The following is a 26,889-nucleotide window of genomic DNA, read 5'->3' as shown; positions in this document are numbered from 1 at the left end:
GTTCGCTCGGTCGTCGCGGGCGCGAGGTAAGGATGAGGTCGCGGGAGCAATGCTCGTTCCGTGCCCGGCGCGAGGTCTCACCTGCGACCCGCGCGCGCAACGCGCTCCGCATCGCGTGATGGCGCAAGACTGCTGACATCCTAAACTGAGCAGGCACACGAGCCGCGATGCGCGAATGGATGGTCCATTGGAGCGGCTCAAGGCATCGCGCTGGGTGGCGCCGGACTCTGCGGGGGCCAGCAGCTCGCTCCTGACGTGAACCTGGCTGGTGTCAGTGCATTTTTCTGCGCGCCGTGAAGAAGCGATCGAGTCGCGTTCCAAGAGGCCTCGGAGAACCACGATCGCTCAGCAGCGCGCCCAGAACGGGCTGATCTTGTCCCCGGAGTGAGCATGACGACACGTCGATTCCTTTCGTCACTGGCCTGCATCGGCTGCGCGCTGTCGCTCGCCGCTTGCGGGAGCGATGATGCCGGCAGCGGCGCCGCCTCCACCGGCCAAGGTGGCGGCGGCGCCAGCGCGCCGGACGCCGCCTCTAGCGGCTCCAGCGGGGGGGCTCCTGGAGGCGCCTCGGCGAGCGCGGGAGGTCAAGCGGGCGCCGGCACGGGCGGCGAAGCGCCCGGCGGCGGGACGGCGGCGGCCGGCGGCGAAGGCGGCGCCGCAGGGGCGGGCGGGGCGGACGAATTCGAGCCGGTGACCATCTCGTTCGGCACCACGCTCGATCCGCGCACCCAGGTGCTCGAGGCGCGAGCGCTCGCCGAGTCCGTCGCCGATCCCAGCTCTCCGCAGTGGCGCGCCAAAGGCGACCAGCGCAGGACGTATCGCTTTCCAGAAGCGGGCGCCGACGTTCCTTACCGCGTCTGCGTCCCGAATGGCTGGGACGGCACGTCGAAGCTGCCCCTCGTGATGTTCTTGCACGGCGCTTCGAACGACGAGAGCTCGTACCTGGATCAGAACAACAGGCAGATGGTGAATCTGGCCGACCAGCATGGCGTGCTCCTGGTCTCGCCGCTCGGCTATCAGGGCGCCTACGGCAACTTCCTGCGGCTGCCGGCCGTGTTTGGGCAACCCGAGGAGGCGGAGAAGCTCCTGGCCATGCGTACGCCCGAGCGAGAACGCGACCAGGAGCTCAGCGAGAAGGACGTCATTAACGTCCTGGAGCTGGTGCTGCACGAGTACCCGATCGATCGCAGCTCGATGTTCCTCACCGGACACTCGATGGGGAGCGGCGGCACCTGGTACATCGGCGCGAAGTACGCCGACTACTGGAAGGCTCTGGCGCCCATGTCCGGACCGTTCGTCCAGGAGTCGGGCTATCCTTGGGACCGGCTGCGCAACGTGCCCATCTTCGTGACGGAAGGGACCCGCGGCACGCCTTCCCTGACCGGCAGCCAGGAGCTGCGCGACTGGATGACGGCTGGCGGCTACACGATCACGTACAAGGAAGTCGATGCGGATCATCCAGGGATGGTTCCGCTCGTGCTGCCCGCCGTCTTCGACTTCTTCGACCGCTAGCAGCCTCCGCGATGGTCGCGCGCCTTCACGTCGCTCGGCGTACGCAACGGCGCTCTCAGCATGCGTGTCACTGGCGGAAAGTTCCAGTCCTCACGGCCCCGCGTCCATGCCAGCGTCCTGGCTTGGACCGGAGGAACCATGCGGGCGGGTCGATTGGGTTTGACATCGATCATGTGATCGTTCACATTGCTCCGGAGCGGTATCCTTTTGCTTCGTCTTGGGTGGGTCGTCATGCGGACCGAGACCTTCGTCCTTCGATGGATCTCGGCGCCGGTGCCGTTCGTTCGGCGGCGCGTGTCGCGGGCGGCGGACCGGCGCACCGCAGGTCGCCGGCTGTCGGGCCGCCCCCTCGAGACCGCGTGATCTCTCGTGATCACGTTCGTGCGCCAGCCCACGAGTTCTGATCGTGGTTGAATCGTCCAGCGTTGAACGGTTGCGGGCCACATGCAACAGGCAAGATCGACCCGCGCTTGATGACGGCGTGAACACGACGGTTTCCGTTGGATGGTAGGCGCGCTGATAGCGACGCTGAGCTGGCCGCTCGGTCGCCGGCGCTTGACCAGGAGAGGGAGAGAGGGATGACCCGACCGTCTTTTTCGATGATCCTCCTGCCACGCTGGAGGCGGGCGCTGGGCGCGCCGCTCTGCGCTGCGGCGCTCCTGCTCGCGGGGTGCACGGGCTCTCTGGGCGCCCACGATGAGGGCGACGGCCCCTTGCCGGGCGGCGCGGCGGCGCCGCAGGTCGCCGAGCGCAGCATGTTCCCGCGGCTGAGCCACGCGCAATGGGAGAACACGGTGCGCGATCTCCTGCGCCTCGACGACAGGCCCGGTCTCTCGGCGTCCTTCACGAGCGATCCGCTCGGCGGCGTGTTCGACAACAACGAGGCTGCGCTCCTCGTGACACCGGGCCTCTGGAGCGATTATCAGCGCGCCGCGGAGGAGCTCGCGGCGATGGTGACCGCCGACGAGGGCAAGCTCGGCCGGCTCGTGCCCGCGGACCTGCCGGCCGAGCCGGAGGCGCGGGCGCAGGTGTTCGTCGAGCGGTTCGGCGAGCGGGCTTTCCGGCGCCCCATCACGGACGACGAGCGGGACGCGTACCTCGCGCTGTTCCACCGCGGCAAGGAGCTCTTCGAGGGTGAGGAGCCGTTCGCTGCCGGCGTGCGCGCGGCGCTCGAGGGGTTTCTGCAGTCACCCCATTTCGTCTACCGGGTCGAGCGCGGCGCCGGGCCGGCGAAGGGCGGGCTCATCCCGCTCGGCGGCCACGAGATCGCGGCCAAGCTCTCGTACCTCTTCTGGAACACGATGCCCTCCGACGAGCTCCTCGAGGCGGCGAAGGCGGGCGAGCTCTCGACCCCCGAGGCGGTCCGCGCAACCACGGAGGGGATGCTCGAGGACCCGCGCGCCCGCGAGGTCGTCCGCGCGTTCCACCGGCAGCTCTACGATTACGAGCAGTACCACGACCTCAACAAGGACCAGGCGCTCTACCCCGAGTTCGTCCCCGAGATGGGCGACGACATGCAGCGCGAGGCAGAGCTCTTCGTGGATCATGTCGTCTTCGAGAGGGAGGGTGGCCTCACCGAGCTGCTCACCTCGCGCACCGCGTTCGTGAACGACCACCTCGCGGGGGTCTACGGCGTCGAGGGCGACTTCTCGGACGAGTTCGAGCGGGTGGAGCTCGACGAGGCCGAGCGCTCGGGGCTGCTCACGCGCGTCGGCTTCCTCGCGGCCAAGGCGACGGCGCGGCAGCCAGACTCGATCCATCGCGGCGTCTTCGTGAACCTCAGGATCCTCTGCGCGGCGCTGCCGCCGCCGCCTGACAACGCGACGTCGCTGCCGCCGGGCGAGCACGCGACCAACCGCGAGCGCGTCGAGGCGCACACGGGCAAGGGGACGTGCGGCGCGTCGTGCCATGGGGTGCTCATCAACCCTGTAGGGTTCGCCTTCGAGCATTACGACGCGATCGGCAAGTACCGCACGACCGACAATGGGATGCCGGTCAACTCCGCCGACGCCTACACGCTCGGAGGCCAGTCGCGGAAGTACGCGGATGCCATCGAGTTCAGCCAGCTCCTCGCCGAGAGCAGCGAGGCGCACGCGTGTTATGCGGAGCGCTGGCTCGAGTTCGCCCACGGCCGCGACGCGGTCGTGGAGGACAAAGCGTTCATCGAGCAGCTCGGCGAGGCGTCACGCGGCGGCGCCGCGACCAAGGAGCTCCTCCTCCAGATCGTCTCATCCACTCCCTTCCTCGCTCGAGTCCCCGCGGAGGCGCCATGATCACCCGGCGACGTGTGCTTCGAGGCCTCTTTGGCGTCACGGTCGCGCTCCCGTTCCTGGAGACATTCGCCCCGCGGCGCGCTTCGGCCGGCACGGGTGACGTTCCGCCCTTCGCGATCTTCATGCGCCAGGCGAACGGCGTGGCGCAGGCGACCGGCGACGAGCCCGAGATGTTCTGGCCCAGCGAGACGGGCGCGCTGACCGCCGCGTCGATGGAGCGGGACAGCGACCGCGCGGTCAGCGAGCTCAAGGACCATGCGAGCAAGCTCATCATGCTGCGCGGCGTGGATTTCGCGTTCAAGGCCAACGGGTGCGGCCACTCCGGCGGCGGCAACCAGTGCCTCACGGCTGCGCGCGTGTCGGACCAGCCGGCGGGCAACGAGTCGCTGGCGATGGGCGAGTCGATCGACAACCGCATCGCGACCGAGCTCAACCCGGCGGGCGTCGAGCCGCTGACGCTCTACGCGGGCAGGATGGCCGGTTACATCAACGAGGTGCTCTCGTACCGCGGGCCAAAGCAGCTGCGCGCCGCCGAGCGCAACCCGGTCAACGCATACCAGAAGCTCTTCGGGCTCGCCGACGTGGACACCGAGGTCCAGCAGTCGCTGGCCGAACGCCGCACCAGCGTCAACGACCTGGTGCGCGGGGAGATGAGGGCGCTCATGAGCCGGAAAGACATCAGCAAGAGCGATCGCGAGCGGCTACAGCTCCACTTCGAAAGCATCCGCGATCTCGAGGTCGCGCTCGCGTGCAAGCTCCCGGAGGTGCAGGTCGCCGAGATGGAGGCGATCTCGCCGAACGTCGGCAAATCCGAGAACGTGGAGGCCGTCACGCGGATGCAGATGGACATCATCGCGCTCGCGATGGCGTGCGGCGTCACGCGCGCGGCGACGCTCCAGGTGGGCGACGGCAATGACGGGACCGAGTACACGATCCACGGCGTCCGGCAGAAGAGCTACCACAAGATCTCCCACCGCATCGACAGCGACGGCACCTCGGGCCCGCCGATCGAGGGCGCTCAGGAGCTGCACCACCAGATCGACCGGATCCACGCGCGGCTCTTCAAGCACCTGCTCGACAGGCTCTCGTCTTACGAGCTCGGCTCTGGGACGCTCCTCGATCACGGCGTGGCGGTGTGGCTCAATGACAACGCCGACAAGTACCACGGGTTCCGGAAGGTCCCCTACATCCTCGCCGGCGGCGCCGCGGGCTACCTGAAGACCGGCCAGTTCGTCGACGTCAAGATCACCAACAACAAATTGCTCAACACGATCGGCGCGGCGGTCGGGTGCACCAACGGCCAGGGAGGCCCGCTCGACGACTTTGGCGACGAGAGCCTCGAAGGCGGGCTCGTCGACCCGATCATCGCCTGAAGAAGCAAAGAATCCAGACGTTTCGGAGCTCGAGCCGCTGCCTGTCGGCTCGCCGCTCAAAGCATCGCCATCTTCAATCGCTCAACTTGCGGAAATTCAACATGAACAAGAATCATTCTTCTCGATGGCTGCGCGGTACGACGTGGATAGCGCTCGGGGTCGCGACTCTCTCTGCATGCGGCGATGGGGGCGACAGCGGTGGCGCGGGCGGCTCGGGGGGAGCTGGCAGCACCACGAGCGGCGCGGGCACGACCAGCAACAGCACGAGCGGCGCGGGCACGACCAGCAACAGCACGAGCGGCGCAGGCACGACCAGCAACAGCACGAGCGGCGCGGGCACGACCAGCAACAGCACGACCAGCGCCAGCACCGGCGGGTCGAACGAGGGCGGCGGCGGTTCGGACGCCTCGAGCAGCACGTCCACCGGAGCCGGCGGCTCCGAGCCCACGGGGAAGTTCGTCGGCAACATCACGACGCGCGGCGCCGTGCGCGACGGCTTCGCGAAGTACTGGAACCAGATCACGCCCGAGAACGAGGGCAAGTGGGGCTCCGTCGAGAGGACCCGCGGCCAGAAGGACTGGAGCGCGCTCGACAGGATCTACAAGTACGCGCAGGACAACAACATCATCTTCAAGCACCACGTCTTCGTGTGGGGCGCCCAGCAACCCGACTGGGTCGGGCGCCTCTCCGGGTCGGAGCAGCAGGCGGCCGTGCGGGATTGGATGAAGTCGTTCTGCGAGCGCTACCCCAAGACGAAGTACATCGACGTGGTCAACGAGCCGCCGCCCCACACCACGCCCTCGTACAAGAACGGCATCGGCGGAGACGGCGCCAGCGGCTGGGACTGGATCGTCAACTCCTTCAAGTGGGCCCGCGAGTTCTGCCCGAACGCGGTCCTGATCCTCAACGACTACAACAACATCGAGTACCAGAACGACCACAATAACTTCATGAGGATCGCGCGGGCGGTGATCGAAGCGGGCGCCCCGGTCGACGCCATCGGCGCGCAGGCCCACGACGCCTACAAGATCAACACCAACACCGTCAAGGGCTTCATCGACGGGCTCGCCTCGCTGGGCAAGCCTGTATACATCACCGAGTATGACATCGGCATCGCGGACGACAACCAGCAGAAGCGGGTGATGGAGGAGCAGTTCACGATGTACTGGAATCACCCCTCGGTAAAGGGCATCACCTTGTGGGGTTACATCGTCGGCACCACCTGGCGGGACAACACCGGCATCCAGCACGACGACGGCAGGATGCGGCCGGCCATGCAGTGGCTGATGGACTTCCTGGAACGCGGGTGATTGATGTCACGCTGAAGAACGGGAGCAGCAAGGATCCAAGAATGGCAACGAGCACGATATCTCTCCAGCGTAAGCTCCTCGGGGCGGCGTTGTTGCTCCGTGGCGTGACCGCATTTCCGTCCGTCGCCCTGGCAGACAATCCCATCGTACAGACCCTTTATACAGCCGATCCTGCTCCCATGGTCCACGATGACACGGTATACCTGTATACCGGGCATGACGAGGACAGCGCCACGGACTGGTTCGGGATGAACGAATGGAGGGTGTATTCCTCCAAGGATATGGTGAACTGGACGGATCACGGGTCGCCGCTCAAATTCAGCGATTTCAGCTGGGCAAAGGGGGATGCGTGGGCAGGCCAGGCCATCCACAGGAATGGGAAATTCTACTATTACGTCCCTGTCACGAGCCGCTCGCTGAACAGGATGACCATCGGCGTGGCCGTGTCGGACAGCCCCACCGGTCCGTTCAAAGACGCCCTGGGACGGCCGTTGATCACGGCCAATTGCGGAGACATCGATCCGACGCCGTTCATCGACGATGACGGCCAGGCTTATCTGTACTGGGGAAACCCCAGCGTGTGCTACGTGAAGCTGAACGAAGACATGATCTCCTACCAGGGAGACGTCGTGCGCGTGCCCATGACGGCGGTGAGCTTCGGACAGCGCACCGGAAATGACGATGGTCGCCATACGACCAAGTACGAAGAAGGCCCGTGGCTCTACAAACGCGATGGGCTGTACTATCTGGTGTACGCGGGCGGCCCTATCTCAGAATACATCGCCTACTCCACGAGCAGCAGCCCCACCGGCCCGTGGACTTACCGGGGTGTCATCATGCCCACGGAGGGCAGCAGCTTCACCAACCACGCGGGCGTCATCGACTTCAAGGGGAACTCCTACTTCTTCTATCACAACGGCGCCTTGCCGGGCGGTGGAGGTTATCACCGTTCGGCGGCCGTCGAGCGGTTCACGTTCAACGCCGACGGTACATTCCCGACGATCAAGATGACCAAGGAGGGCCCGCCTGGCGTCGGTAACCTGAATCCGTATGTCATGACGGAGGCCGAGACCATCGCCTGGGAATCCGGGGTCGAGACCGAGGTATGCGGCGAGGGGGGAATGGATGTCGGGTCGATCGAAAACGGGGACTACATCAAGGTCAAGGGCGTCGATTTTGGCACCGGCGCTGTGTCTTTCGACGCGAGGGTGGCCTCGGCGACCAGCGGCGGCAGCATCGAGCTGCGCCTGGACAGCGCGACGGGCACGCTGGTGGGAACCTGCATGGTTCAGGGTACCGGTGGCTGGCAGACCTGGGTCACCACGTCCTGTGCGGTCGACGGTGCGACAGGAATACACGATCTGTACCTGAAGTTCACCGGTGGGAGCGGGTCCCTGTTCAACGTCAACTGGTGGAAGTTCACTCCGCTCGACGCCCCGGATCCGACCGGCGCGGGGGGCGCTGGCGCCGGGGGCGCTCCGGACGTGGGTGAAGGGGGAGCGACGGGCAGCGGCGGATCGGGCGGGGATGTGAGCGGCAGCAGCGCAGCGACGACCGGCAGCGGAGCAACGGCGGGCAGCGGAGCAACGGCGGGCAGCGGCACGGGCGGCGCTGGCGGCACCCCCGCAGGCGGCGCCAGCGGCGACGAGGGTGGGTGTGCCTTCCGGGTCCAATCGGGGCCCAGCTCCCCAGCGGGCGCGGTCGCCGCCTTGATCGCGCTGGGCGCGGTCGCCGCGCGGCGGCGTGCCCGAGGAGGCGAGCCGAGCGGGGCCGCCGCGAATTGACGGTCTGGTGCAATCCTTGGAGGTTTGATCATGTTCACGAGAATCCGCGCAGGTCTGATGCTCGCCGCTGCCTCGCTGGCGCTCGCGGTCAGCGCGACCGCGGCAGCGAAGCCTTACAAGGGCGCAGAGCTTTACTCGGCCCAGAGCTATCTTCACGGTCGCATCGAGATGCGCATGCGCATGGCGCGCGGGAGCGGCATCCTGTCGACCTTTTTCACCTACAAGAACGGCTCAGAGATGTCCGGCGCGTTCTGGGAGGAGATCGACATCGAGGTCTTCGGGAAGGACAACGCCCAGAGCTGGCAGTCCAACATCATCACCGGGATGGGCACGAGGGTGACGTCGGAGGGGGTGCACAACGCGGGCGCCTCCCTCGCGGACGGCTATCACACCTACGCGCTGGAGTGGACGCCGGACTACGTGGCCTGGAGCATCGACGGGCGAGAGATCAAGAGGTCGACGGGGGCGCAGGTGACCGCCCTGAAGAATCCCCAGTCTTTCCGCTTCAACACGTGGTCCTCGGATGCCACCGAATGGGTCGGACCGTTCGACGATTCCGTCCTCCCGCAGCACCAGTTCGTCAACTGGATCAAGTACTATCGCTACAACAACGGGGGCTTCGAGCTCGCGTGGCAGGACGACTTCAACTCCCTGGACAGCGCGCGATGGAGCAAAGCGGACTGGACGTTTGACGGGAACCGCGTGGACTTCGACCCACAGAACGTGACGGTGAAGGACGGCACGCTGGTGCTGTCGCTGACACGGGAGGGGCAGACCGGGTTCACCGGAAATGTACCCCGCGATGAGGACACAGGGTCGGGCGCCGGCGCTGGCGGGGCGGGGGTGACGGCCAGCTCCTCCGGCAGCGGCGAGGGCGGGGCGGAGACGGCGACCTCCTCCGGCAGCGGCGAGGGCGGGGCGGCGACGGCGGCCAGCTCCTCCGGCAGCGGCGAGGGCGGGGCGGGGGTGACGGCCAGCTCCTCCGGCAGCGGCGTGGGCGCGGCAGGGACGGCGGCCAGCTCCTCCGGGGGCGCCGGCGCACCGGGCGAGGGAGGTGGGAGCGGCGGAACCACGCCGGACGAGGAGTCCTCCGACGGAGGTTGCGGGTGCGTCGTCGCCGGAGGCAGCTCCACGGCGAGCTCGTGGGCCGCGGCGCTCGCCGTGGGGCTTTCCGCCCTGGCGATGCGGCGGCGCCGGCCCCGCGGCTGACCTTGCAGGATGCTCGCAGGCGCCGCGGGGCGGGGGAGGGCGCCCTCGCCGCCGCGGCCGTGACGAGGGCGGGCGCCGCGGGGCGCGGCCGGTTCTGCGTGCAACGAATCCCGCCAGGATTTCTGAGACGTCGAGGCGGAGGCGGACGAAATATTAATAATTTCAATCTGTTCTGTCTGATCCGCAGCCGGATCGCTCGCCGGCGTGGCCCAACGCGGGCCCAACGGGCCGCCTGCAGCCACCGGGGCGCCCGCTGCGGGCTGGCCGGCGTGGTCAACCACCGCGCCCGACGCTCGGTGGTGCCGCGCGCGGACAAGGGACGCGTCGTTGCTCGGCGACGGCGAGCCCGCCTCCGGGCCCGCGGACATGGGATCACTTCCACCTGAACGGCCGCCCCTGCCGTTCAGCTCGGGGATCGCCTCGTCCAGAGGAGCGAAGTCCCCCAAGCCGAGCTCAGCGACCTTGCGCGCCGCGCGCTTGTAGTGGTGGATCTGACGGCTCGACTTATGCCCGGTCCGATCGGAGATCCACGTCTCCGTGCGGCCGTTCGCGAGCTTGATCGTGATGAAGGTCGCGCGGGTGTCGTGCAAGCGGATATTCAGCCGTGACTGCGTGGTCTCGAACAACTCGGACCGATCAATGCCAGCACGGCGCAGGTGATTTCGAAAGTTGTGCGCCCCACTGCGCCCCGGCAGGGGCCCGCTCGGCCCAATGAAGACACGCTCCTTCGGGGGACATATGGCGAAATAGGTCCGAAGCGCGCGCACGACGTCGGGTGAGAGTGCCCAGGCGCGAGGGTCATCCGTCTTGTTCTCGTCGAGCACTACGGCGCCGCGCTCGAGATCCAGGTCGGACGGCTCCAGCCTTCCGGCCTCGTCTGCCCGCATTCCCTCGCGAATCAGGAAGCCATAATAGATCCGATAAGACAACGGAATATTCACCGCCGCCATGAGGCGCCTATCCTCATCGGGATAGAGGGAGCCTTTGGCCTTGTTGTCCTCCGCCTTGGGGATCCATCCACGTGGCAGCGGATTGCTGGCGATGATGCGCGCCGGATAGGTCGCGAGCGCGAGTATCCGATGGATGACCTTTGCGACTCCTTGACGCGAGGAGTCCTCAAGATGTCCTGGCAGCATGGAGATCGCTCGATCCGCATGATCGAGCGTCAAGCGAGAGAGAGAAACGGGGCCGAGTACCCCTAGAACATGATTGAGCTTATGCCGGTATTGCTCCGGATGGCGAAGCGCTTTCACATGCAGTGGGTATTGCTCGGCGAGCCTTCCAGAAACAACCAAATCGGCGAACTCAGCGAAGGTTGTTTCCCCGGACGCGCGAGCACGCGCTTCGCCCCTGCAGAGCTGCTCGATGGCAAGCCGGACGTCGCGGAGCGCGCTGCCCTCGCGCGCCGCAGCCCGCTCTAGCAGTGGCAAGCCGAGGACGATCTGGCCGGCTGCGAGCAGGCGCCCGGCCAGCTCGGACAGCACCTCCAGGCGCGCATTGGCTTCCTGCTCGGTCCGGCACGTCGGCAAGCTGAACGTGGATCGACCGGCCTCGCCGAGACTGAGGCGCGCGGTCCACGTCTTCCCGCGCAGCCGGACGGACCCGGAGCCGTTGGCGCGCTTGTCTCCTGCGGGCCTGCCGGGTGCGCGAGTCGCCAGCTTCGGGTGCTCCGTCGTGCTCGCCGAGCCCGGCGAGTCTGCGGCGCCCGCCGCTGCTTCCGCCACCGGAGTGGCACGTCCGGCGGAGCGGCTCGAACGCAGACGCCGATCAGTCGATGCCGGTGCAGGGAGGGATGAGGCGGGGGACGACGCCGAGCGCTTGGCGCGCACCCGTCGCTGGGGTACGTCGGTCATGGGTCGGTCTCCGGTGAACGCGGGGGTCGATCAAGGGCCCGTCCGGCGTTCCAGCGCCGAGCGGGCCCGCTCTACTTCGGCGGCAGCCTAGCACGGCTTGTTGCTGCGGGAGGAGCGCTCGCCCGGTCGGTGCGCGGGCATGGGACAGATTCGAGGCCGGCAGAGGCCAGCACGGCGGCAACCCGCGTGCGCTCATCCGCCTCTGTCGTGTGACGCGAGGCCGGCTCACTGGCCAGCGCCCGCAGGTAAGCCACGAACGCCTCACGCTGGACCAAGCGCAACTTGCCGAGTTTCGTGATCAGCAGGGGAAAGCCCGGCGCGCGGATCGTGTCGAGGAAGACGCGCGCGGGGATGCCGGTCACCGACTCGACGTTCTTCTGTGAGAGCATCTCCGGCGGCGGCGCAGTAATCGTCAGCCCATCCAGCGGGATTGCAAGCGTTGCGGTTGCCGTCGTCGTCGCTGTCTGGTCGATCACCTTCGGGCTGGACCATCCGCCGGGGGGAAGCTCCAGGCTCTCTCTGTAGCTGGCGCGCACGCCGCTGCCGGCCTGACGAAGAGCAAGCGGTGCCGATACACGGGCGAGAGCCGCTCGTGTCATGCTGTACCTCCATCTGTGTTGGGTTCGTGTGCAATCGTGACCGACGCCGCCAGAAGGTGCCCGAAAAGGTATCTCGGAGCCGACGGTATCTCACTGCGAGATACCCGCTGTGCGCGTTTAAGAAAACACCGCGTCGTGTCGCGAGGTTAGGTGTTCTGGAGGGCCCCGAAGAGGGGCCGGAAGATGGGGGGAGCGAAGGGCGTCATTTGGTATCTCGGAGCGACCGGCCGGCACCGCCCGGGGAGGTCGCGCCGCGTCGCGCGCTGAGACCGGCTGCGATCGCGGGTGCGGCCGTGCCGTGGCGGTAAGAGGCATCGGCGGCATCGTGTCATCGCCATCGCCGATCGGCACACGCTGCCAACGCAACGGCGTCAATTCCGTGCGGTACCGGTCGTGGGGCACTCCTCGTCGGCGACGAGCTCGGGCGGCCTCCAAGCGCCCGGCGCGCTCGGCGAGCACCTCCAGCCGCGGGTTGGTTTCGTCCTCGGTCCAGTACGCCGGCAGGCTGGCGGTCCAGGTGTTCCCGCGCAGCCGGACGGAGCCCACACCGTTGGTGCGCATCACTGTCGTTGGTTTGCGGGCGGCGCGAGCGTCTGGCTTCCGGCATTCCGCCAAGCTCGCCGGCTCGGCGACGCCGCGTCGGGTGCAGCTGTCTCCCAGCACGACGACGGGCCCCCGCCGCAGCGGCTCGAGTGCGCCCGCCGGTTCGGCGGACGACGGCGCGGGGAGGGACGCGGCAGGGAGCGAAGGCGAGCGCTTGGCACGCGCCCGCCTTCGCTGGGCGAGATGATTCATGGGTCGTCTCCGGTTGCCTGGGGGTCCGATGACGGGCTCGCGCGGCATTTTCAACGCCGGACGAGCCCACCACGCGTCCGCCGCAGCCTGCCACCGCCTGCGCCGTGCGGAGGCGCGACCGCTCGGCCGGTGCGTGCGCACGGGATGGGCTCCAGGCCAGCAGCCGCCAGCACGGCGGCAACGCGCGTTTGCTCATCCCCCTCTGCGTCACGGTGCGACGCTGGGTCACCAGCCAGCGCCTGGAGGTAGGCGACGAACGCCTCGCGCAGGACCAGGCGCAGCTTGCCGAGCTTCGTGACCCGCAGGGGGAAACCCGGCGCGCGGATCGTGTCGAGGAAGACGCGTGCCGGGATCCCGGTGACCGACTCGACGTTCTTCTGCGAGAGCATCTCCGGCTGCGGCGCTGTGACCATGAGCCCGTCCAGCGGGATCGCGAGCGTCGCGGTGGCGGTGGCCGTGGGCGTGCTAATCCTGGGGCTCTGCGATCCTCCGACGGGCGCCTTCAGGATCGTCCTCTCCATCGGGCGTATGCCGTTGTCAGCCTGACGATGAACAAGTTGTGCCGATACACGCGCGAGAGCCGCGGATGCCATTCCGTACCTCCGGCCGTTTTGGGTTCGGGAGCAACCGTGACCGACGCCGCCGGAAGGTGCCCGAAACGGTAGTTCTGCGCTCCCGGTAGTTCAACGCGAACTACCGGTGTACGCGCCCGGAAAGAACATCAAGCGATGTCGCGGGGTTAAGTGTTTTTGGAAGCGCCGCTGAGGGGCCGAAAAACGGGGAAAATGAAGGGCGCGATTTGGTAGTTCTGCGCGGCCCCCCTCGGCGCCTCGCGCGGAGGTGACATCGGGGGGTGTGCGTTAGGACATCAGGCCGAGCACGAAGAGCGCGTCGGCCCAGAGCGGCCAGAGCGTCCGGTACGGATGCGTCGCCAGCATCACGCCGCCGCTCGGCAGGCGGCGCACGTGGAAAGGCGCGTGCTCTTCGAGGAAGCGGACGTGGCTAGCCGACGTGACCCTCGCGCTAAACGCGGGCGGCCCCTGGCCCGCTGGGGCTTCCCCGAGTTGGCGGAGCAGCGCCATGATCTCGTGCGCCTCGGGCTCGGCGGCGCGCCACGTATCGTCGGGCACCGCTGCCGCCTCGAGGGCATCGAGCAGCGCGGCCGGCGGCGTCGCGATCGCCTTGAGCACGGTCTCGCGCGACAGGGAGCGTGTGAGCTCGCTCGTGCCTTTCATGGGCACGCGCGCCCCGCGCGGCGCGGCGTCGATGCGCGCGTGCAGCGCATCCAGAGACGTGCCTGCGATGCGTGAAACGCTCTCCTTGTCGTGAAGGCTCAACCACGTGAGGGCCAGATCGCGCGCGATCTCCGCGGCGTCTGCGTTGTAGGTGGCGCACATCTCGATGGGGGCTAGCCAGTCCTCCTTGTCAGTGCAGGCGCCGGTCAGCACGCGCCCGCTCGTGTCCGGCGCGCAGAGGCGGAGCAGGAGGTCCTCGATGTCACCTTGGACCAGGTGGCAGGCGACCGCGGCCTCGGCCTCCACGAAGCGTGGGCTGTAACTGCCCACGGCAATCTCGAACGGGAAGAAATCCCGCTTCTCGCACATTCGCAGCTTGAGAGGGCCGCTTGGAGAGCGACGTTCGCTCTCTTCGGGGTAGCACGCGATGCCGGCACAGATGTCGCGCTCGGAATCGCGCAAATTCACGCCGGACAGTATGTGAGCGCTCTTCAAACCTCCGAAGTGGGCGCGGACCATGGCGAGAACCTCGTCGACCGAATGCGTCTCGCACGATATGCTCGCGCTCATCATCAGGCCGATGAGATCCCCCGGGATGACGAGCGCCGATAGCGCCGCGGCGAACGCATCGAGCCGTTCTACCTCGTCACACCACGCAAAAAAGTGCGGACCTGATTCGCTCATAGGCGGATCACCATGATGAACTTGTTGAAGTCTATCAGGGGCACGGCCTTGCCCTCGTCCGAATCGAACAGATAGCCATCCTTGACCGTGTACTTTTTCGGTTCGAACTCCGCGCCCTGCTCCATGATAAGCTCGACCCGCTCCACGTCTCCATCGAGCCTCTTCTTCTTCAGGGCCTTCATCGCGTTTGACAGCTGGTTGCGCACGTCGTCAACATAGATCTTTCCGCCTTTCGCTTCGCTGATGATCAGCTTGTGCCCCTGGGATATTGACACGAAGTCGGGAGCCATCGCTTCCTTCGTTTTGGGGCGCGAGGTCTTCGGAATGCCGACCACCTCGCGCACGCCGTCGTCGCCGACTCCGACGAGCGATCGGCCGTCGTCCACCAGGAACTTCGCCGCCTTCTTCTCGAAGATGTTCACCTCGAACTTCGTGATCGCCCCAGTGAGCGTCTTGTACCCCCTGACGCGGTTCGTCTTCACGATCTTGGCGAACACCTCCTCGATCTCGGCGATCTCCCCGGCCACCCGGATCGCCGCCGGCCGCAGCCCGCTGCTGATCTTGACCGCGCGCCACATCGGCCCGACCGCGCCGAGCCCGAACCCCATCCCCGAGAAGATCCGCTCCTCGTCGCTGAGCTCCTCCCCCGACGGCAAGCACCACGCCTTCCCGGTCACCGCCTCGCACAGGTCGAGCGCCGGCCCGACCACGGGCACGAACCCGACCCCAATGCGCGTCGTGGCGTGGACGAGCGTCTGCATCACCTCCGCGTACGCCTCGAAGCCCTCGGCGACCGTCGACATCGCCCCTGCGAAGGCGCTGATCGTCTGGTAGAGCTCCGTCTGCTCCAGGTCGAGCCCGTCCCCCGTCCACAGGTTGAGGTTGTCCTTCATCTGGTCCGCGAGCGCATCGAACCGTGGCTTCAGCACCGTGTCCACCTGCGCCCGCAGGTCGGCAGGCACGGGCGAGTCCTCGAACCAGTCCGACGCATCCATGAACTGCCGCACGAACCCGGTGATCCGGTTCTGCGCCTTCAGGAACGCGTTGGTCTCCGCGAGCGACACGCCCATCCGGTCGCGCAGCGCGATCTCCAGCGCCGCGCTGTTGGCCCTCCACGCCCGCACGTTCGCCACGAAGTCCGCCCGCAGGACCACCACCCGGCCGCTCACGTCCGCCTCCAGCGCCGCGAGCACCGCGTCCGCGTACGCGGCATAGGGATCCCTCCCCTCCTCGAACGCCCCCTCCACCTCCGCGATGTCCGGCACCTCGACCCACGGCACCTCGCTCTCCCCGAGCGCGTACGCCTGCGGGTCGTCCGGGTCCCACCCCTCGGCGCGTGCGTCTTCCGTCGCCAGGTCCGCCACCTCGTCGGCCTGCGCGCCGAACTCGTCCATCAGCCGCGCGAGCTCGTCCTCGAGATCGCCGACGCTCTGCTTCAGGTCGTCGATGAGCTGCTCCATCGCCGCGCGCGTCTCCGGCGCGACCGCGTCCTCGTACCGGTCCAGGATCGCGTCGAGGTCGGTCCGCGAGATCTCATCCAGCGGCCGGCTGACCAGGTCCTTCAGCTCGGTGTCGAGCTGCTGGAGCAGGTCCATCTTCTCCGCCAGCAGACCCACCGCCCGTGCGTTCGCCACGAGCGCCGCACGCTCCTTGGCGATCTCGGCCAGCAGGATCTCGATGTCGCGCGCCAGCGCCGGGTTGATCTCCGCGAGGCTCAGGTCGAGGGTCGTGGCGCCGGAGAACGCCGTCCCGCTGCGCCGCACATGGAAGAGCGGCTTGTTCAGGCCGAGCGGCTCCGAGACGAGGCTCACAAGCTCGTGCGCGTCGGTGCACCAGTCGTCACCACCAGCGTTCCGCACACCGAAGTGGAAGTCGTTCGCTCCGAACCGGAGCAGCACCGAGTCGAACTCCGCCTCCGCCTGGTGGCTTTGCGAGCCGTCATCGTGGGTCACCAGCGTGTCCGGAACCTCGTAGGTGGGGAGCGGCGTGTCGTTCACATGGAAGTACGTCCCTCCGTTGTGAGCGAGGAAAGGGGCCTCGCACGACGCGCTGGATTCCGTGCTAATCCAGTCCAGCCTGTACGGCGTGCCGGCCCACGCGAACGAGGGCGCCACTACCGCCAGCACCGTGACCAGCGCGACGAGCCTCTGGAACACCGCGGCGCTCCGGCCGCGCAGCGCAACGTCCTTGCAGCCTCTCATGTCCCCTCCGCGCCGCGCACGGCGGCGTCGTACGCAATCGCGGCGCCCTTCACGTCCCCCGCGTCGAGCCTCGCCTGAGCCGCGTCGAGCTCCGCCGCGGCCATGCCCCTCTCCCGCAGCGCCGCGAGACCCACCGCGATCTTCTGCGGAACCCCCGTCCTGAGCTCGGCCTCCGCAGCGTCGAACCTTCCTCGAAGCTCCGCACACCCGGCCTCGCGCCAGGACGACCCCGCCGCCTCGCAGAGCGGTCGCAGCTGCGCCAGCGCCAGGAGCTCCCCGCACCGCTCGGCCAAGAGCGGCAGCCCGAGCTTCTCGCTCACCGGCGGCGCCGCCGACAGCGCCGCGACCTGCGCGCGCGCACGCTGCTCGAAGGCGTCCGACGCCTTGCGCGTCCGCGCCCCTGCGACGGCCTCGCGCGCCCCCTCGTCCATCTGCAGCACGCGGAGCGCCTGCCGGCGCAGCGCGATGCCGCCGAGCAGCGCCGCCGCGGTCGCGTCGCTCCGGGCGACGCGACCCTTCACGTAACCCAGCATCGCGTTCAGCAAGCGCAGCGCGCCCGACGTCATATCCGGCAGCACCGCGCCGTGCGTCGCGAGCAGCTCCCTGTGCGGCGCCATCGCCTCATCGAAGGAGGCCGCGAAGACCTGGAGCGTCGCCGACCACCTCAGGATCTCCGCGGTGAGCTCGCCGGGCGAGCGGCTCGCCTCGCGCGCCGTCTCGAGCACCGCCTGCTCCACGCCGTCGAGGCCGTCGATGTCCGACCGAGACGCCTGCGCCGAGAGCGCCGCGTACGCCGCCGTCTCCGCCGCCTCGGTCGCGCGGTACGCGGCGAAGCGCGCCGCGACGCCCGCGTATTTCGATCGCAGCGGCGCGACGTCGCTCCGGGCCTGGTCGAAGATCACCTGCACGGCCGCCATGGCCTGCCTGTCGGCCGCGAGCGCGGCGGCGAGCGGCTCCCGCTCGGCGCTGGCCTTGTCGATCATTGCCGCCTTGAAGTTGCCGGCCGCGTCGACCGGCGCCTCCGCGAGCAGCACCCTCTGGCGGTCCCTCGCCTCGTCGAGTAGCCGTGCGAGCTTGCCCGCGAGCGTCGCCCGCAGCGACTCGGCGTTCCTCGCGTCGTCGCGCACGAACGCGATCGCCTCGTCGATGTGGCCGAACCATACGCCGAGCGAGGTTTCGCTCGCGACGATCTCCTCCGGCGTCTTGTTGTTCGGCCATGTGGCCCACACCTCGATGGGCAGCGCGCCGTCCTTCTCGGCCTGGGCCCACGCGACGCCCGGACCCTGATTCTCGCCCACGCAGTGCTCCTCGCCGCCCACCGCCGCCGCGCAGAAGCTCCCGAACGTGTCGTCCCCGAACTTCCACAAGCACCCGGCCCCTGCCGTGCCGAGCGCCAAGGCGGCCACAGCGACCGCAAGGATCGTCCTCCGTCGCCTCGGTCTGGATCTTTCGCTCATGCGCATTGCCTCCACCCCGCGATTTTTCTCGCCCGCGCACGCTCGCCCGCACGTTTTCCAGAAGCAAGCGTCCCCACCAAAGCGCTAGGACATTGCTCGGCCGTGGATCGCGCCCCGAGCGCCAGGTTGTCCGTCCTCAATGCGCGGACAGTCGCGGAACCGGAGAGGTGTGCTTGGGGGTGCGTGGCGCCACGGCCTGCGGACCGGCCGCGGGGTCGAGGCGGAGGCCGCTGAGCTCGTGGCCCTCGCCGGCGAGCTCCGCGAGCGAGGTCTCGGCGTCGTGCTCTTGGGGCGCCGCGCGGCTGTCCACGTCGCCACCAGCAGGCCCGCGGGCGCCCTCGTGGAGCTCCGAGCGTGCCACCGTCGGCGCCCTGTCACACCAGGGTTCGCCTGAAGTGTCGTGATCCTATTCAGGGAAACGCTGCGTCTCGACCCGGATGCCGTCCTCCCCCCGGATCTCTTCGCCAGACCAATCCCAGCTCACGCCGCCCTTGCCTGGCAGCCCCAGCTTGTAGGTGACACCCTCGATCGTGAGCTGGTCCTCATCGAGGTAGGCGATGCCGATCGAGTCGCCGCCGCGCCCCGGGCCGCCGTAGCCGCCATCGCCACCTCGGCCGCCGTTGCCGCCTTCACAGCCCCACCTGCCATCGCCCACGGCCCCGCCAGGTGCGCCTCGGCCGCCTTTGCCGCCATCCTCGGGCTCCCCGCCGTCACCCCCCGTCCCCGCGTCGAGCGTCTCGATCTCGCTATCGCGCACCGTCAGCTTGGCGTGGAGCGCGACGATGCCGATCGTCGGCTGGCCGTTCCCGCCCCCTCGGCCGCCTCGTCCGCCGCAGCCCCCTGCGCCGCCCGAGCCGCCGCCGGCGCCTCCCTTCGAGGCCTCGCCGCACACGACGAGCCCGCCGCGACGGCCGCCGCCCCCGCCGCCGCCTTGGCCCGGCATGCCGCGGCTGCCCTCGGCTGCCCCATCGCCCTCCCATCCGGTCTCGGTGATCCGCCCGATGCCCTCGCCAACCGCGCCCGGTGTTCCCCAGAGGCCAGGACTGCCGTGGAATCCACTGTCGCAACCGCCGTCTACTTCGCGGTCTCCGTCCCCGCCCCGTCCTGAGCTGGTGGGGTCGGACGCAAGGACGGGCGTGCCGGTGTCGCCATCCTCCGCGCCGTCGGGAAGCCCGTCACCCCCCTTGCCACTGACGCTCGGCATTCCGCCGTCGCACGGGTTGACCACCGCCGGCCCGCCGACGATCGTGGCCGCCGAGCACGCATCCCCGCCGTACATGCCGTGCGGGCCGTCCGCTGCCTGGGATGGCCAGGGCCACTCTTCGCCATCGCGGCCTCCCAATCCCCAGGATGCGCGGATCTTGCCCCGGGTGAACTCCACCACGGTATCCGACCGGACCAGCATCCCGACATGAATCCCGCCCAGGACGGTCACATGGTCGATCGTCGAGACGCCATCTGCTGCCCCGGTGTCGCCCGCGCCCGCTGGCTCGACGATCAGCGCGATGCTCCTACCGGAGCGGGGGACGATCTTGGTCGTATCACCCGGCCCACGTCCCCAATCGACGAGCTGGAAGCCTCCATAGATATCCACGCCGGAGGGCAGCGTGACCTGCTCGTCAAGGCTGAGGTTGGTTAGGAACACGCGACCGCGCCCGGTGCGTGCGAGCTCGATCCCGCGCTGCATCGAACGAACCGGCCTGTCCTTCGTGCCGGGGTTCGCGTCGTCGCCGCCGAAAAACGGGTCAGTGACGAACACGCCGCAGCCATCGATCACCTGATCCATGGCAAGCTGCTCGATGCATAGCGATTCTGGGACCGCCTCGCCGGGATCGTTCACCCCTGGCGTGGTGCCGCAACCGGCAGCGACGAGCGGAACAACAAGGAGAACGAAGAACGTTGAATTGGACATCATCGGCATCCCTCGACGGCAGCGCTGCGGTGAGCGACTCAGCGGGGTAGCTCGTTTTCCGCACCGAAACGATAGAGTTGACCCGATGGGCCGGGCCCGCCTTTGCCCACCTCGTCATTGGCATCGGCGTTTCCTGCGGGGCCGCCGTCTCCAGCTCCCCCAACCTCGATGGTCGTGCCGGGCAGGATGGCGAAATGGGGGACCACGTAGGCGATGCCGACCGAAGCGCCGCCGAGCCCGCCACCGGCATCACCGCCGCGGCCACCGTCACCCCCCCGGCCGCCGTCGCACGCGTTCCACATACCATTACCAAAACCCAAACCGCCTTGACCTCCCAGTTGACCGACGCCGCCCAGTTGGCCCGTTCCGCCAACCCCGCCCTTGCCACCGTTGCCCGCGACAACCAGCGTCGCCGCCAGCTCTAACTCGGTGTCCTCCAGTGCAATGATGGCGATGCTCGCGCCGCCATAACCGCCGCCCCTGCCCCCCGTGCCGCCGCAGCCGCCACTTCCGCCCGAGCCACCGGCCGCACCACTTTGGGGGCGGCTTGTCGGACACGCATACATGGGCCCGCGCGACTTGCTGCCGCCACCCCCGCCGCCCGCTTGGCCGACGCCGCCCGTCTCTCCGTCTTCGCCCAGAACGCCGACCCATCCGTGGATGTTGAGATACCCTTCACCAGCCGCGCCGTCAGCGCGACCACGGTCGGCGCCCGCCGCGCCTTTCGCCCCGTCTTTGCACGGTGCGCTGCCTGCACCGCTTCCTCCAAGGCCTTTGCCCTCGGGATTTTCCGCGGGCTCGGGCTGTCCTCGCGTGCCATCGCCACCGCCGTTAAGCCCGCCGTCGCCGCCGTATCCGCCCGTCGACTCGATGCCGTCGTCGCACATGTTGGCCACCGGAAGGGCGCCCACGGCGGCGTCGGCCGTGCAGGAAGACGCGCCATCGTTCCCCTCCACGCCATCCATCGCTCGATAGCTCGGCGCGTCCTTGCCCGGCTCTCCATCTTTGCCGTCGCCCGCGAGAATGGCGCTCTCCCGCACGCTCGCCCTGGCCCCCGTGCTCAGAATCATCCCGATCGACGACTTGCCATCGCGCGCCGAGGCGTCCGCCGCAACAACGCGCACGCCGGCGATCACCGACGTCGCGTCGTTCCCCGCGAGCGCCGTACCCTCCTCCCCGAGGATCCGCAGCGGGATCCCCCCCGGCGGAGCGATGATTGTCGGGTGATCCGGCCCTTCGAATGAGCCCTCGTACGACCAATCCCCGCCGTCACACCGACGCCCTCCCCAGAGGTCGACGCCCGAGGGCAGCGAGATCGTCTCCGTGAACTCCCCGCCGCACGCGTACACGCGCCGGGTCGGCTCCTCGTCGTGGCTTCGCCCATGCGCGGCGAGCCCAATCGCGTGTTGCAGGGTCTTCACCGGAGCGTCCTTCGTTCCGGGGCTGTTGTCGTCGCCCTGCTCGCTGACGAACACCCCGCACTCGTCGAGCGCCATTGCGGTCACTGGGTCGCCGTCACAGAAAGTCGGCTCAGGCGCAGGGACACACTCCATCACTTCCCAGCAATCGTCACGGTACGAAGTGCAAGCCATCAGCGTGCTGCTCGCTCCCCACGCACAGACCACGACAGCAACGGCGGCGGCCAACGCTCTTCGGCGTTCCCGTGGCCGCATCCCCTGGGTACCCGGCATGCTCACCACACCCCCTCGATCCTCACGCCCCTCTCGTGCCCGGTCACGACGGGCGATACATTGACCCGCTCCTGAGCAGGCGTGCGTCCCAGGAAGGAGAAGTCGGTGAAGAAGGACGCGGCGGTGGCCGCGCCGATCACGCCGCCCGTGATGACCAGGGCCATGCCCACCCGGTCGGACAGGTTGCGCGCGTCGCGCAGCCGCCGCAGCTCGCCGCATGGCGAGCGCTCTGGCGCTTGCCAGCACATCGACGAGCTCGAACCTGGGTCGGTCATGAGCTGGTCACGCCGAGCGCTCATATCCTGATCGAGCTTGCTGGCGCTGATCATGAGGATGGCGCCTGTCGATACGGTGCCCGTCGCGAGCGTGATTCCCACGACACGCAGCGTCCCCGGCCAGGAAGCCCACGGGCTGGGGGCCTGCGCGCGCGGAGGGGGCAAAGCACGCACGGGAGTCGGCGTCGCGGTCGCGGTCCCCTTGGCGCCGCTCGCCGCCGCACACAGCAACGGCATCGTGAACTCGTGCTCCGCGCCCGCCACGGCGCGCAAGGAATGAAGAGCGTCCTTGCAGCCCGTTGCACGGCCCCGCACCATGTGCTGGCCCGGCTCGAAGAACAGCGTGTAGGTCCGCGCGGTCCGGCCGATGCGCTGGCCGTCGACGAGCACCTCGGCGTCGGGCGGATCGACGCCGAGCACGAGCCGCGCGACGTGCGGCGCTGCGTTGCGCTGCCCTGCCTCGAATCGCTGCTGGAGCGCTTCTGGCAACGCTTCGCGCTGTTCTAGGCTCCTGGCCAGGTGCTCGGCCGCGTCGCGGTACTTGTGCAGCGCGAGCTCGCAAAGGCCGAGCTCGCCGGCGAGCTCCGCGCGCTCCACCTCGGTGCTGGTCGCCGCGTCCGCGGCCTCCAAAGCTGCCTTGTATTCAGCGGTTGCCTCGGTCCACAGCCCGGCCTTGCGCGCTTTCTGACCACGGCGAACATGCTCCTTCACCGTCGATCGGTCGCTCGGTCCCGCCTTCGGATGGATATCGTCCGCGCTGGCCGAGTTCGGGAAGCCTGTTGCGGCCCCGAGCGCAAGAAGAATCGAGAGCGAATGCGCAATGCAACGCATGCCGCGACGGTACCGACGCCGGCTGCTAGGCGTCAACCGGCAGAAACCGCCACGTCTCGGCGGCTTCGGTGGGAATTGGCGGTCGGATGAGGGAATGCGTTCAACCATCCGTCAGACATGGCCAAGCGTAGTCTAAGAGACTACATGGCGGCACATTGTCCGACCGAAGTTGCTCCTCGACTCATTTCTCTGAACCTTTTGGGCCGCCTCGCGTGTGCTGCTTACCGTGGCCAAGCCAGCGACCGACTCTACCGGCTTCGAGCTCTTCCGGCGCCTGGCCAGGCGCCACGGTGTACCGCCGCGAAACGCCGAGGATGTCGCCCAGGAAGCGCTGCTGCGGGGGCTCGACGCCGACCAACGGATCGAGCCGGGCGGAGACCCGGGGCCCTACCGCGTCACGATCGCCGTCAACCAGGCGCGCAATCACGTCCGGGACGCGCGCTGCCGCGGCGAGGTGCTCACGTCGTTCGATGAGGGCGAGATCCGAGATGAGCTCCCCACGCCGGAAGAGCTGCTCCGCAGACGGCAGCGGGAGGAGTTCACCCGGCAGCTGATCGACCAACTCGAGCCCAAGTACCGGGATCTCGTGATCAAGCACGACCTCGAGGAGGTCCCGCTCGCCGAGATCGCCGCCGAGCAGGGGCTCCCGCTGGACACGGTGAAGACGCGACACCGGCGGGCCCACAAGGAGCTCGAGGTGCAGGGGGGACGGTGGCAGGCGCAGGAGCGCTCTCAGGGAAGGGACGGGAGCATCTGCGTGCCGCTTGCACTGGGGTTCGGCCGTCGCGCGTGGTGGGTGGCCTCGCTGCGCCGGCTGGGCCTGAGGATCGTCGTTCAGGCCGCGCTCGTCCTGCTGACCGGCGCGCTCGTCTCCGCTGTGCCGCCATTGCCCGACGTGGAACCGTGGATCAGGGCGGCGGCGGTCCGCGTCCCTGCCACCGCGCCCGCGGAGCAGGACGCCGTGGCGCCCCCCGCGCGAGATGGCGCCCAGAGCGCCGCGGGGCCCGCCAGCGGAGATGGGGCGCTCGGCGCCGCGGCGCCCGACGCGGCGACCGCGCACGAGATCTCGTCGCGCACGGAACACGGAAGCGCGCACGGCGAGGCGATGGCGACCGGCACGCCTGCACCCCCGAACGCGACGACGAGAAGTCACCGGGCCGCGCCTCCGGCGATCGCCGTTCGACCGACCGCCGGCGAGGTCGAGAGGAGCCTGGTCAACCAGGCGCGGAGGGCCATCGAGGCCAACGACGTCATGGCCGACGTCGAGGCTCGGCGGCTGCTTGAGGCCCACGCGCGGCAGTTCCCGCGAGGGCGGCTCGCCGCCGAGCGCGAAGAGCTGTTAAGGCAGCTTCGCTGAATCGTCGGCTACCCATCAACAGCTAGGCAGGCGGGGATAGCGGTGCTGCTGTCGCGCAGCGCAACGCCGAGATCCGCGTTGTGTCGGACAAGAACGCTCACGTCCAGGAGGCGAAAGATCATGGAAGACATGCTGGGTGCGATGTGGCTCGTGTCGCCGCTCGGGCTCGCGATGATCGCGTGCGTCGCGATCGGCTTCGCGGTCACCGCGCGCGAAGCGCTGGGACGCGAGCGCGGGCTTCGCGAGGCGCGCGAACACGCGCATGATGACGAGGAGGCGGCCCTCACCGATGCGAAGGAGCAGGCAGCCGGGGAGCGAGACCGATATCGGCGCCTTCTGGACTGTCACGTCGACGCGGCGCTTGCAGAGCTGACAGACGCCCGAGCGCGCCCCGCTCCGCGGCCGGGGAGGGTCCTGGAGTCGTTCTGTGCGACGACGCCTTCGTGGAGGAGAAAGCTGGGCGAGAGCACGGGGCTGGAACCGAGGGAGGTGGAGCGGTTGCTGAGGAGCGACCTGCCGATGACACCCGGCCTCGCGCGGCAGCTGGAGGCCTTCACCGGCGCGCCGGCGCGGTACTGGGAGCGCATCGGGCGGCTGCACGACGACCACCGATCGGACGCGGAGGAGACCGTGGTGATCCAGGTGGGCGAGCACGTCACAAAGCGCGAGAGCTCGGCGCGTCCGGCGGAGTCGCCGGCCCCGAGTTTGGCGCCGCCGACTCCGCCGACGGTACCTCCCCGCGCGCTCGACGTTCCTCCGCCCGTGGTGCCGTCTCCCGAGCTTGTGGCCAGGAGCCCGCGGGCGAAGCTCCCGCCGCCTCCACTGCCGCGGCTTCGGTCGCCGCGCCCTGTTCGTGCCGTCGCGGGGGAAGAGCTCGCCCGTCGTGCTGCCACCCTGACGAGCTTCCCGCTACAGCCTGACGAAGGAGGGGCGAGTTCCGCCAACGGGTCCGATTGGGAGGACGCAGAGCGCTCGCCGCTGAACACTACGCTTCCGGGAGTAGGAGGCCATGGGTGAGCGCCGCCGCGGCTTGCAGCTACACGCCATCAGGGGCCTGCTGGCGAGCACGCCACCGCTACGGGAATTGAGCAGCTACGGCTGACGTCTTCCTTTGGTAGCGGACGGGGAAGACCGCGAACCGGTGCCGCAGAAGTGCGGACGCCCGGCATCATCCGCTTACGGGTGATTGCCCGCGGGGGAGGGTAAAGCTATGGGTCGTCTGTCGAATGACGACGAGCGCGCCGCCGCGCATGCGCGCTTATTTTGCCCGGCGCTGGTTCGTGCCGTGCTGGGCTGGCTGAGGAGGCTGGGAATCCCACGGTGCCATCGTACCGACGTCGCAGGCCAAGTCTGGCTCAACGCCTGGCAGAGCTGGCCCAGGTTCGATCCGAAGCGCGGCAGGCCGGAACGCTGGTTGAACGCGATCACTGTACACGTTGCCTCGCACTATCACGAGCGTATGCGGCGTCGCAGGGAGGAGCTCGTCGCCTTGATCGATGTGGCCGATCCAGCGCCGGATGCCGCTGCTACGATGGAATCCGACAGCATCAGGGCGGGCGCCATCGATGCGGTGAACGAACTCGAACCGAAGCTGCGCTTCGTTCTCGTGGCACACGACCTGAACGGAGTTTCCATGGCCCATATCGCCGAAGAGGTGGGGCTACCCCTCTCTGTGATTTACAAGCGACGCACCCAGGCCATCCGCGCGCTGCGCGACATCATCGAACTTCGGGAAAACACGGAGGACTTCGCCCGGAGAGCGGGGCAGCAATGACCATCAAAGGCCTGGTTGTTCACTTCCGGCCAAGATCACCTCGACGATGCCGCAGTGGTGGTGGAGCGCGTTATCCATCGTTGAGGGAACTGAGAATGCGTCGCTCGAAGCGGCTCGCGCGGCGGTGCTCCAACGTCTGCGCGCCCTCGGATGCACCTCAATCTCGAACCACTGTGATGAAGAGACCCGCCGCCGAATGCCAAGCACCTGAACTCCCTCGCTCCGGGCCGAGCAAGAACCCGGGCCAGTGGGCGCCCGAGAACCCGAGCGCCGCGACGCCGAGGCCTGCGGACACGCGCGTCCGCTGTGAGGTGAACCACCACCGCCGCGCGCCGATCGCCGGCGTCCAGCCACCGGCGGCTGCTCGTCGCCGAGAACCACGCGCGTCGTGCCGACCTCGACCGACCACGGGCGCTTGCGCTCCTCTGCGGCGGCGTGGCCGACGAGGAGCATCTCCGCGGCGAGCGCTGACAGCGCCGCCCTCACGGATGGTCCCCTCCACGCCGGGGGTCGCACGGATGCGCTCGTGTGGTGCGGTCGGGTCCGATGCGCGGGCGCCATGACCTCGCGGAGGCCAGCACCCCCGCGGACTTTAGGGTATGGAAGCGCGGCGGGACGCTCGCGACGAGACGCCATAAGAGCGAGAGCGGAGCCATATCGACCGCGATCGTTCCGTCATCAAGGGCGCGCTTGAGGGAGAACCTCACCAGCCCGTCGTTTTGCAGCGCGACGCGGTCTTGCGCGAGCGGGGGGAGTTCGTGACC

19 protein-coding genes and 2 pseudogenes are annotated in these 26,889 nt (G+C 68.6%); 10 read left to right on the top strand and 11 right to left on the bottom strand.

Translation table 11 applies throughout. From position 1 onward, the window contains the following. Nucleotides 1-390: 390 nt before the first annotated feature. The 6 genes from WME79_RS26015 (at nucleotide 391) to WME79_RS25990 (ending at nucleotide 9,461) form a co-directional block, all read left to right on the top strand. The gene (locus WME79_RS26015; protein WP_437520115.1) at nucleotides 391-1,512 is read left to right on the top strand and encodes an alpha/beta hydrolase-fold protein; all 1,122 of its coding nucleotides are present in this window, start codon (nucleotides 391-393) and stop codon (nucleotides 1,510-1,512) included. Between the two features lie 578 nt (nucleotides 1,513-2,090). Next, nucleotides 2,091-3,785, top strand: coding sequence for a DUF1592 domain-containing protein (locus WME79_RS26010; RefSeq protein WP_437520113.1), 1,695 nt, complete (start codon nucleotides 2,091-2,093; stop codon nucleotides 3,783-3,785). Beyond that, nucleotides 3,782-5,158, top strand: coding sequence for a DUF1552 domain-containing protein (locus WME79_RS26005; protein ID WP_437520110.1), 1,377 nt, complete (start codon nucleotides 3,782-3,784; stop codon nucleotides 5,156-5,158). Before WME79_RS26010 ends, WME79_RS26005 begins: the two co-directional genes overlap by 4 nt. Before the next feature lie 101 nt (nucleotides 5,159-5,259). After that, nucleotides 5,260-6,468 carry an endo-1,4-beta-xylanase gene (locus WME79_RS26000; RefSeq protein ID WP_437520107.1) on the top strand — a complete coding sequence of 403 codons (1,209 nt, stop codon included), beginning with the start codon at nucleotides 5,260-5,262 and terminating at the stop codon, nucleotides 6,466-6,468. A gap of 41 nt (nucleotides 6,469-6,509) precedes the next feature. Then, a complete protein-coding gene (locus WME79_RS25995) occupies nucleotides 6,510-8,252 on the top strand; it encodes a glycoside hydrolase family 43 protein (RefSeq protein ID WP_437520104.1) in 1,743 nt (580 codons plus the stop codon). Nucleotides 8,253-8,282: 30 nt separating this feature from the next. Then, the gene (locus WME79_RS25990; protein WP_437520101.1) at nucleotides 8,283-9,461 is read left to right on the top strand and encodes a family 16 glycosylhydrolase; all 1,179 of its coding nucleotides are present in this window, start codon (nucleotides 8,283-8,285) and stop codon (nucleotides 9,459-9,461) included. A gap of 527 nt (nucleotides 9,462-9,988) precedes the next feature. Here the strand turns inward: WME79_RS25990 and WME79_RS25985 are convergent. Beyond that, nucleotides 9,989-10,411 (bottom strand): annotated as a pseudogene (locus WME79_RS25985) (tyrosine-type recombinase/integrase); the annotation flags it as partial. A 285-nt stretch (nucleotides 10,412-10,696) separates the two neighbouring features. Between WME79_RS25985 and WME79_RS25980 the strand changes: the two are divergent. Further along, nucleotides 10,697-10,882, top strand: coding sequence for a hypothetical protein (locus WME79_RS25980; RefSeq protein ID WP_437520099.1), 186 nt, complete (start codon nucleotides 10,697-10,699; stop codon nucleotides 10,880-10,882). A gap of 503 nt (nucleotides 10,883-11,385) precedes the next feature. Here the strand turns inward: WME79_RS25980 and WME79_RS25975 are convergent. From WME79_RS25975 to WME79_RS25935, 9 genes are all read right to left on the bottom strand, one after another. Further along, a complete protein-coding gene (locus WME79_RS25975; RefSeq protein ID WP_437520097.1) occupies nucleotides 11,386-11,913 on the bottom strand; it encodes a hypothetical protein in 528 nt (175 codons plus the stop codon). Nucleotides 11,914-12,758: 845 nt separating this feature from the next. Further along, on the bottom strand, nucleotides 12,759-13,229 hold the full coding sequence (locus tag WME79_RS25970) for a hypothetical protein (protein ID WP_437520094.1): 471 nt from the start codon (nucleotides 13,227-13,229) through the stop codon (nucleotides 12,759-12,761). A gap of 339 nt (nucleotides 13,230-13,568) precedes the next feature. Further along, nucleotides 13,569-14,312, bottom strand: coding sequence for a hypothetical protein (locus tag WME79_RS25965; protein WP_437520092.1), 744 nt, complete (start codon nucleotides 14,310-14,312; stop codon nucleotides 13,569-13,571). A 311-nt stretch (nucleotides 14,313-14,623) separates the two neighbouring features. Next, nucleotides 14,624-16,828, bottom strand: coding sequence for a hypothetical protein (locus tag WME79_RS25960; RefSeq protein ID WP_437520089.1), 2,205 nt, complete (start codon nucleotides 16,826-16,828; stop codon nucleotides 14,624-14,626). Further along, nucleotides 16,825-18,285 carry a hypothetical protein gene (locus tag WME79_RS25955; RefSeq protein ID WP_437520087.1) on the bottom strand — a complete coding sequence of 487 codons (1,461 nt, stop codon included), beginning with the start codon at nucleotides 18,283-18,285 and terminating at the stop codon, nucleotides 16,825-16,827. Before WME79_RS25955 ends, WME79_RS25960 begins: the two co-directional genes overlap by 4 nt. Nucleotides 18,286-18,421: 136 nt before the next feature. Next, on the bottom strand, nucleotides 18,422-18,646 hold the full coding sequence (locus WME79_RS25950) for a hypothetical protein (RefSeq protein WP_437520084.1): 225 nt from the start codon (nucleotides 18,644-18,646) through the stop codon (nucleotides 18,422-18,424). Between the two features lie 45 nt (nucleotides 18,647-18,691). After that, entirely contained in the window at nucleotides 18,692-20,200 is a 1,509-nt protein-coding gene (locus WME79_RS25945) for a hypothetical protein (RefSeq protein WP_437520081.1), read from the bottom strand. A gap of 35 nt (nucleotides 20,201-20,235) precedes the next feature. Next, a complete protein-coding gene (locus tag WME79_RS25940; protein WP_437539952.1) occupies nucleotides 20,236-21,870 on the bottom strand; it encodes a hypothetical protein in 1,635 nt (544 codons plus the stop codon). A 20-nt stretch (nucleotides 21,871-21,890) separates the two neighbouring features. Further along, entirely contained in the window at nucleotides 21,891-22,793 is a 903-nt protein-coding gene (locus WME79_RS25935; RefSeq protein WP_437520079.1) for a hypothetical protein, read from the bottom strand. A gap of 427 nt (nucleotides 22,794-23,220) precedes the next feature. On the opposite strand from WME79_RS25935, the gene WME79_RS25930 reads away from it, so the two are divergent. The 3 genes from WME79_RS25930 (at nucleotide 23,221) to WME79_RS25920 (ending at nucleotide 26,125) form a co-directional block, all read left to right on the top strand. Then, nucleotides 23,221-24,351 carry a sigma-70 family RNA polymerase sigma factor gene (locus WME79_RS25930; RefSeq protein WP_437520077.1) on the top strand — a complete coding sequence of 377 codons (1,131 nt, stop codon included), beginning with the start codon at nucleotides 23,221-23,223 and terminating at the stop codon, nucleotides 24,349-24,351. Between the two features lie 120 nt (nucleotides 24,352-24,471). Continuing rightward, complete coding sequence (locus WME79_RS25925; protein WP_437520074.1) at nucleotides 24,472-25,368, top strand: helix-turn-helix transcriptional regulator; 897 nt, start codon at nucleotides 24,472-24,474, stop codon at nucleotides 25,366-25,368. Between the two features lie 193 nt (nucleotides 25,369-25,561). Beyond that, entirely contained in the window at nucleotides 25,562-26,125 is a 564-nt protein-coding gene (locus WME79_RS25920) for a sigma-70 family RNA polymerase sigma factor (RefSeq protein WP_437520071.1), read from the top strand. 482 nt (nucleotides 26,126-26,607) lie between these two features. Here the strand turns inward: WME79_RS25920 and WME79_RS25915 are convergent. Further along, a pseudogene (locus tag WME79_RS25915) lies at nucleotides 26,608-26,865 on the bottom strand (transposase); the annotation flags it as partial. Between the last annotated feature and the right edge of the window lie 24 nt (nucleotides 26,866-26,889).

Source organism: Sorangium sp. So ce726 (assembly GCF_051521405.1).
GTDB lineage: Bacteria > Myxococcota_A > Polyangia > Polyangiales > Polyangiaceae > Sorangium.
The sequence above is the reverse complement of the archived record's forward strand: the minus strand, read 5'-3'. Positions and strand labels throughout refer to the sequence as shown.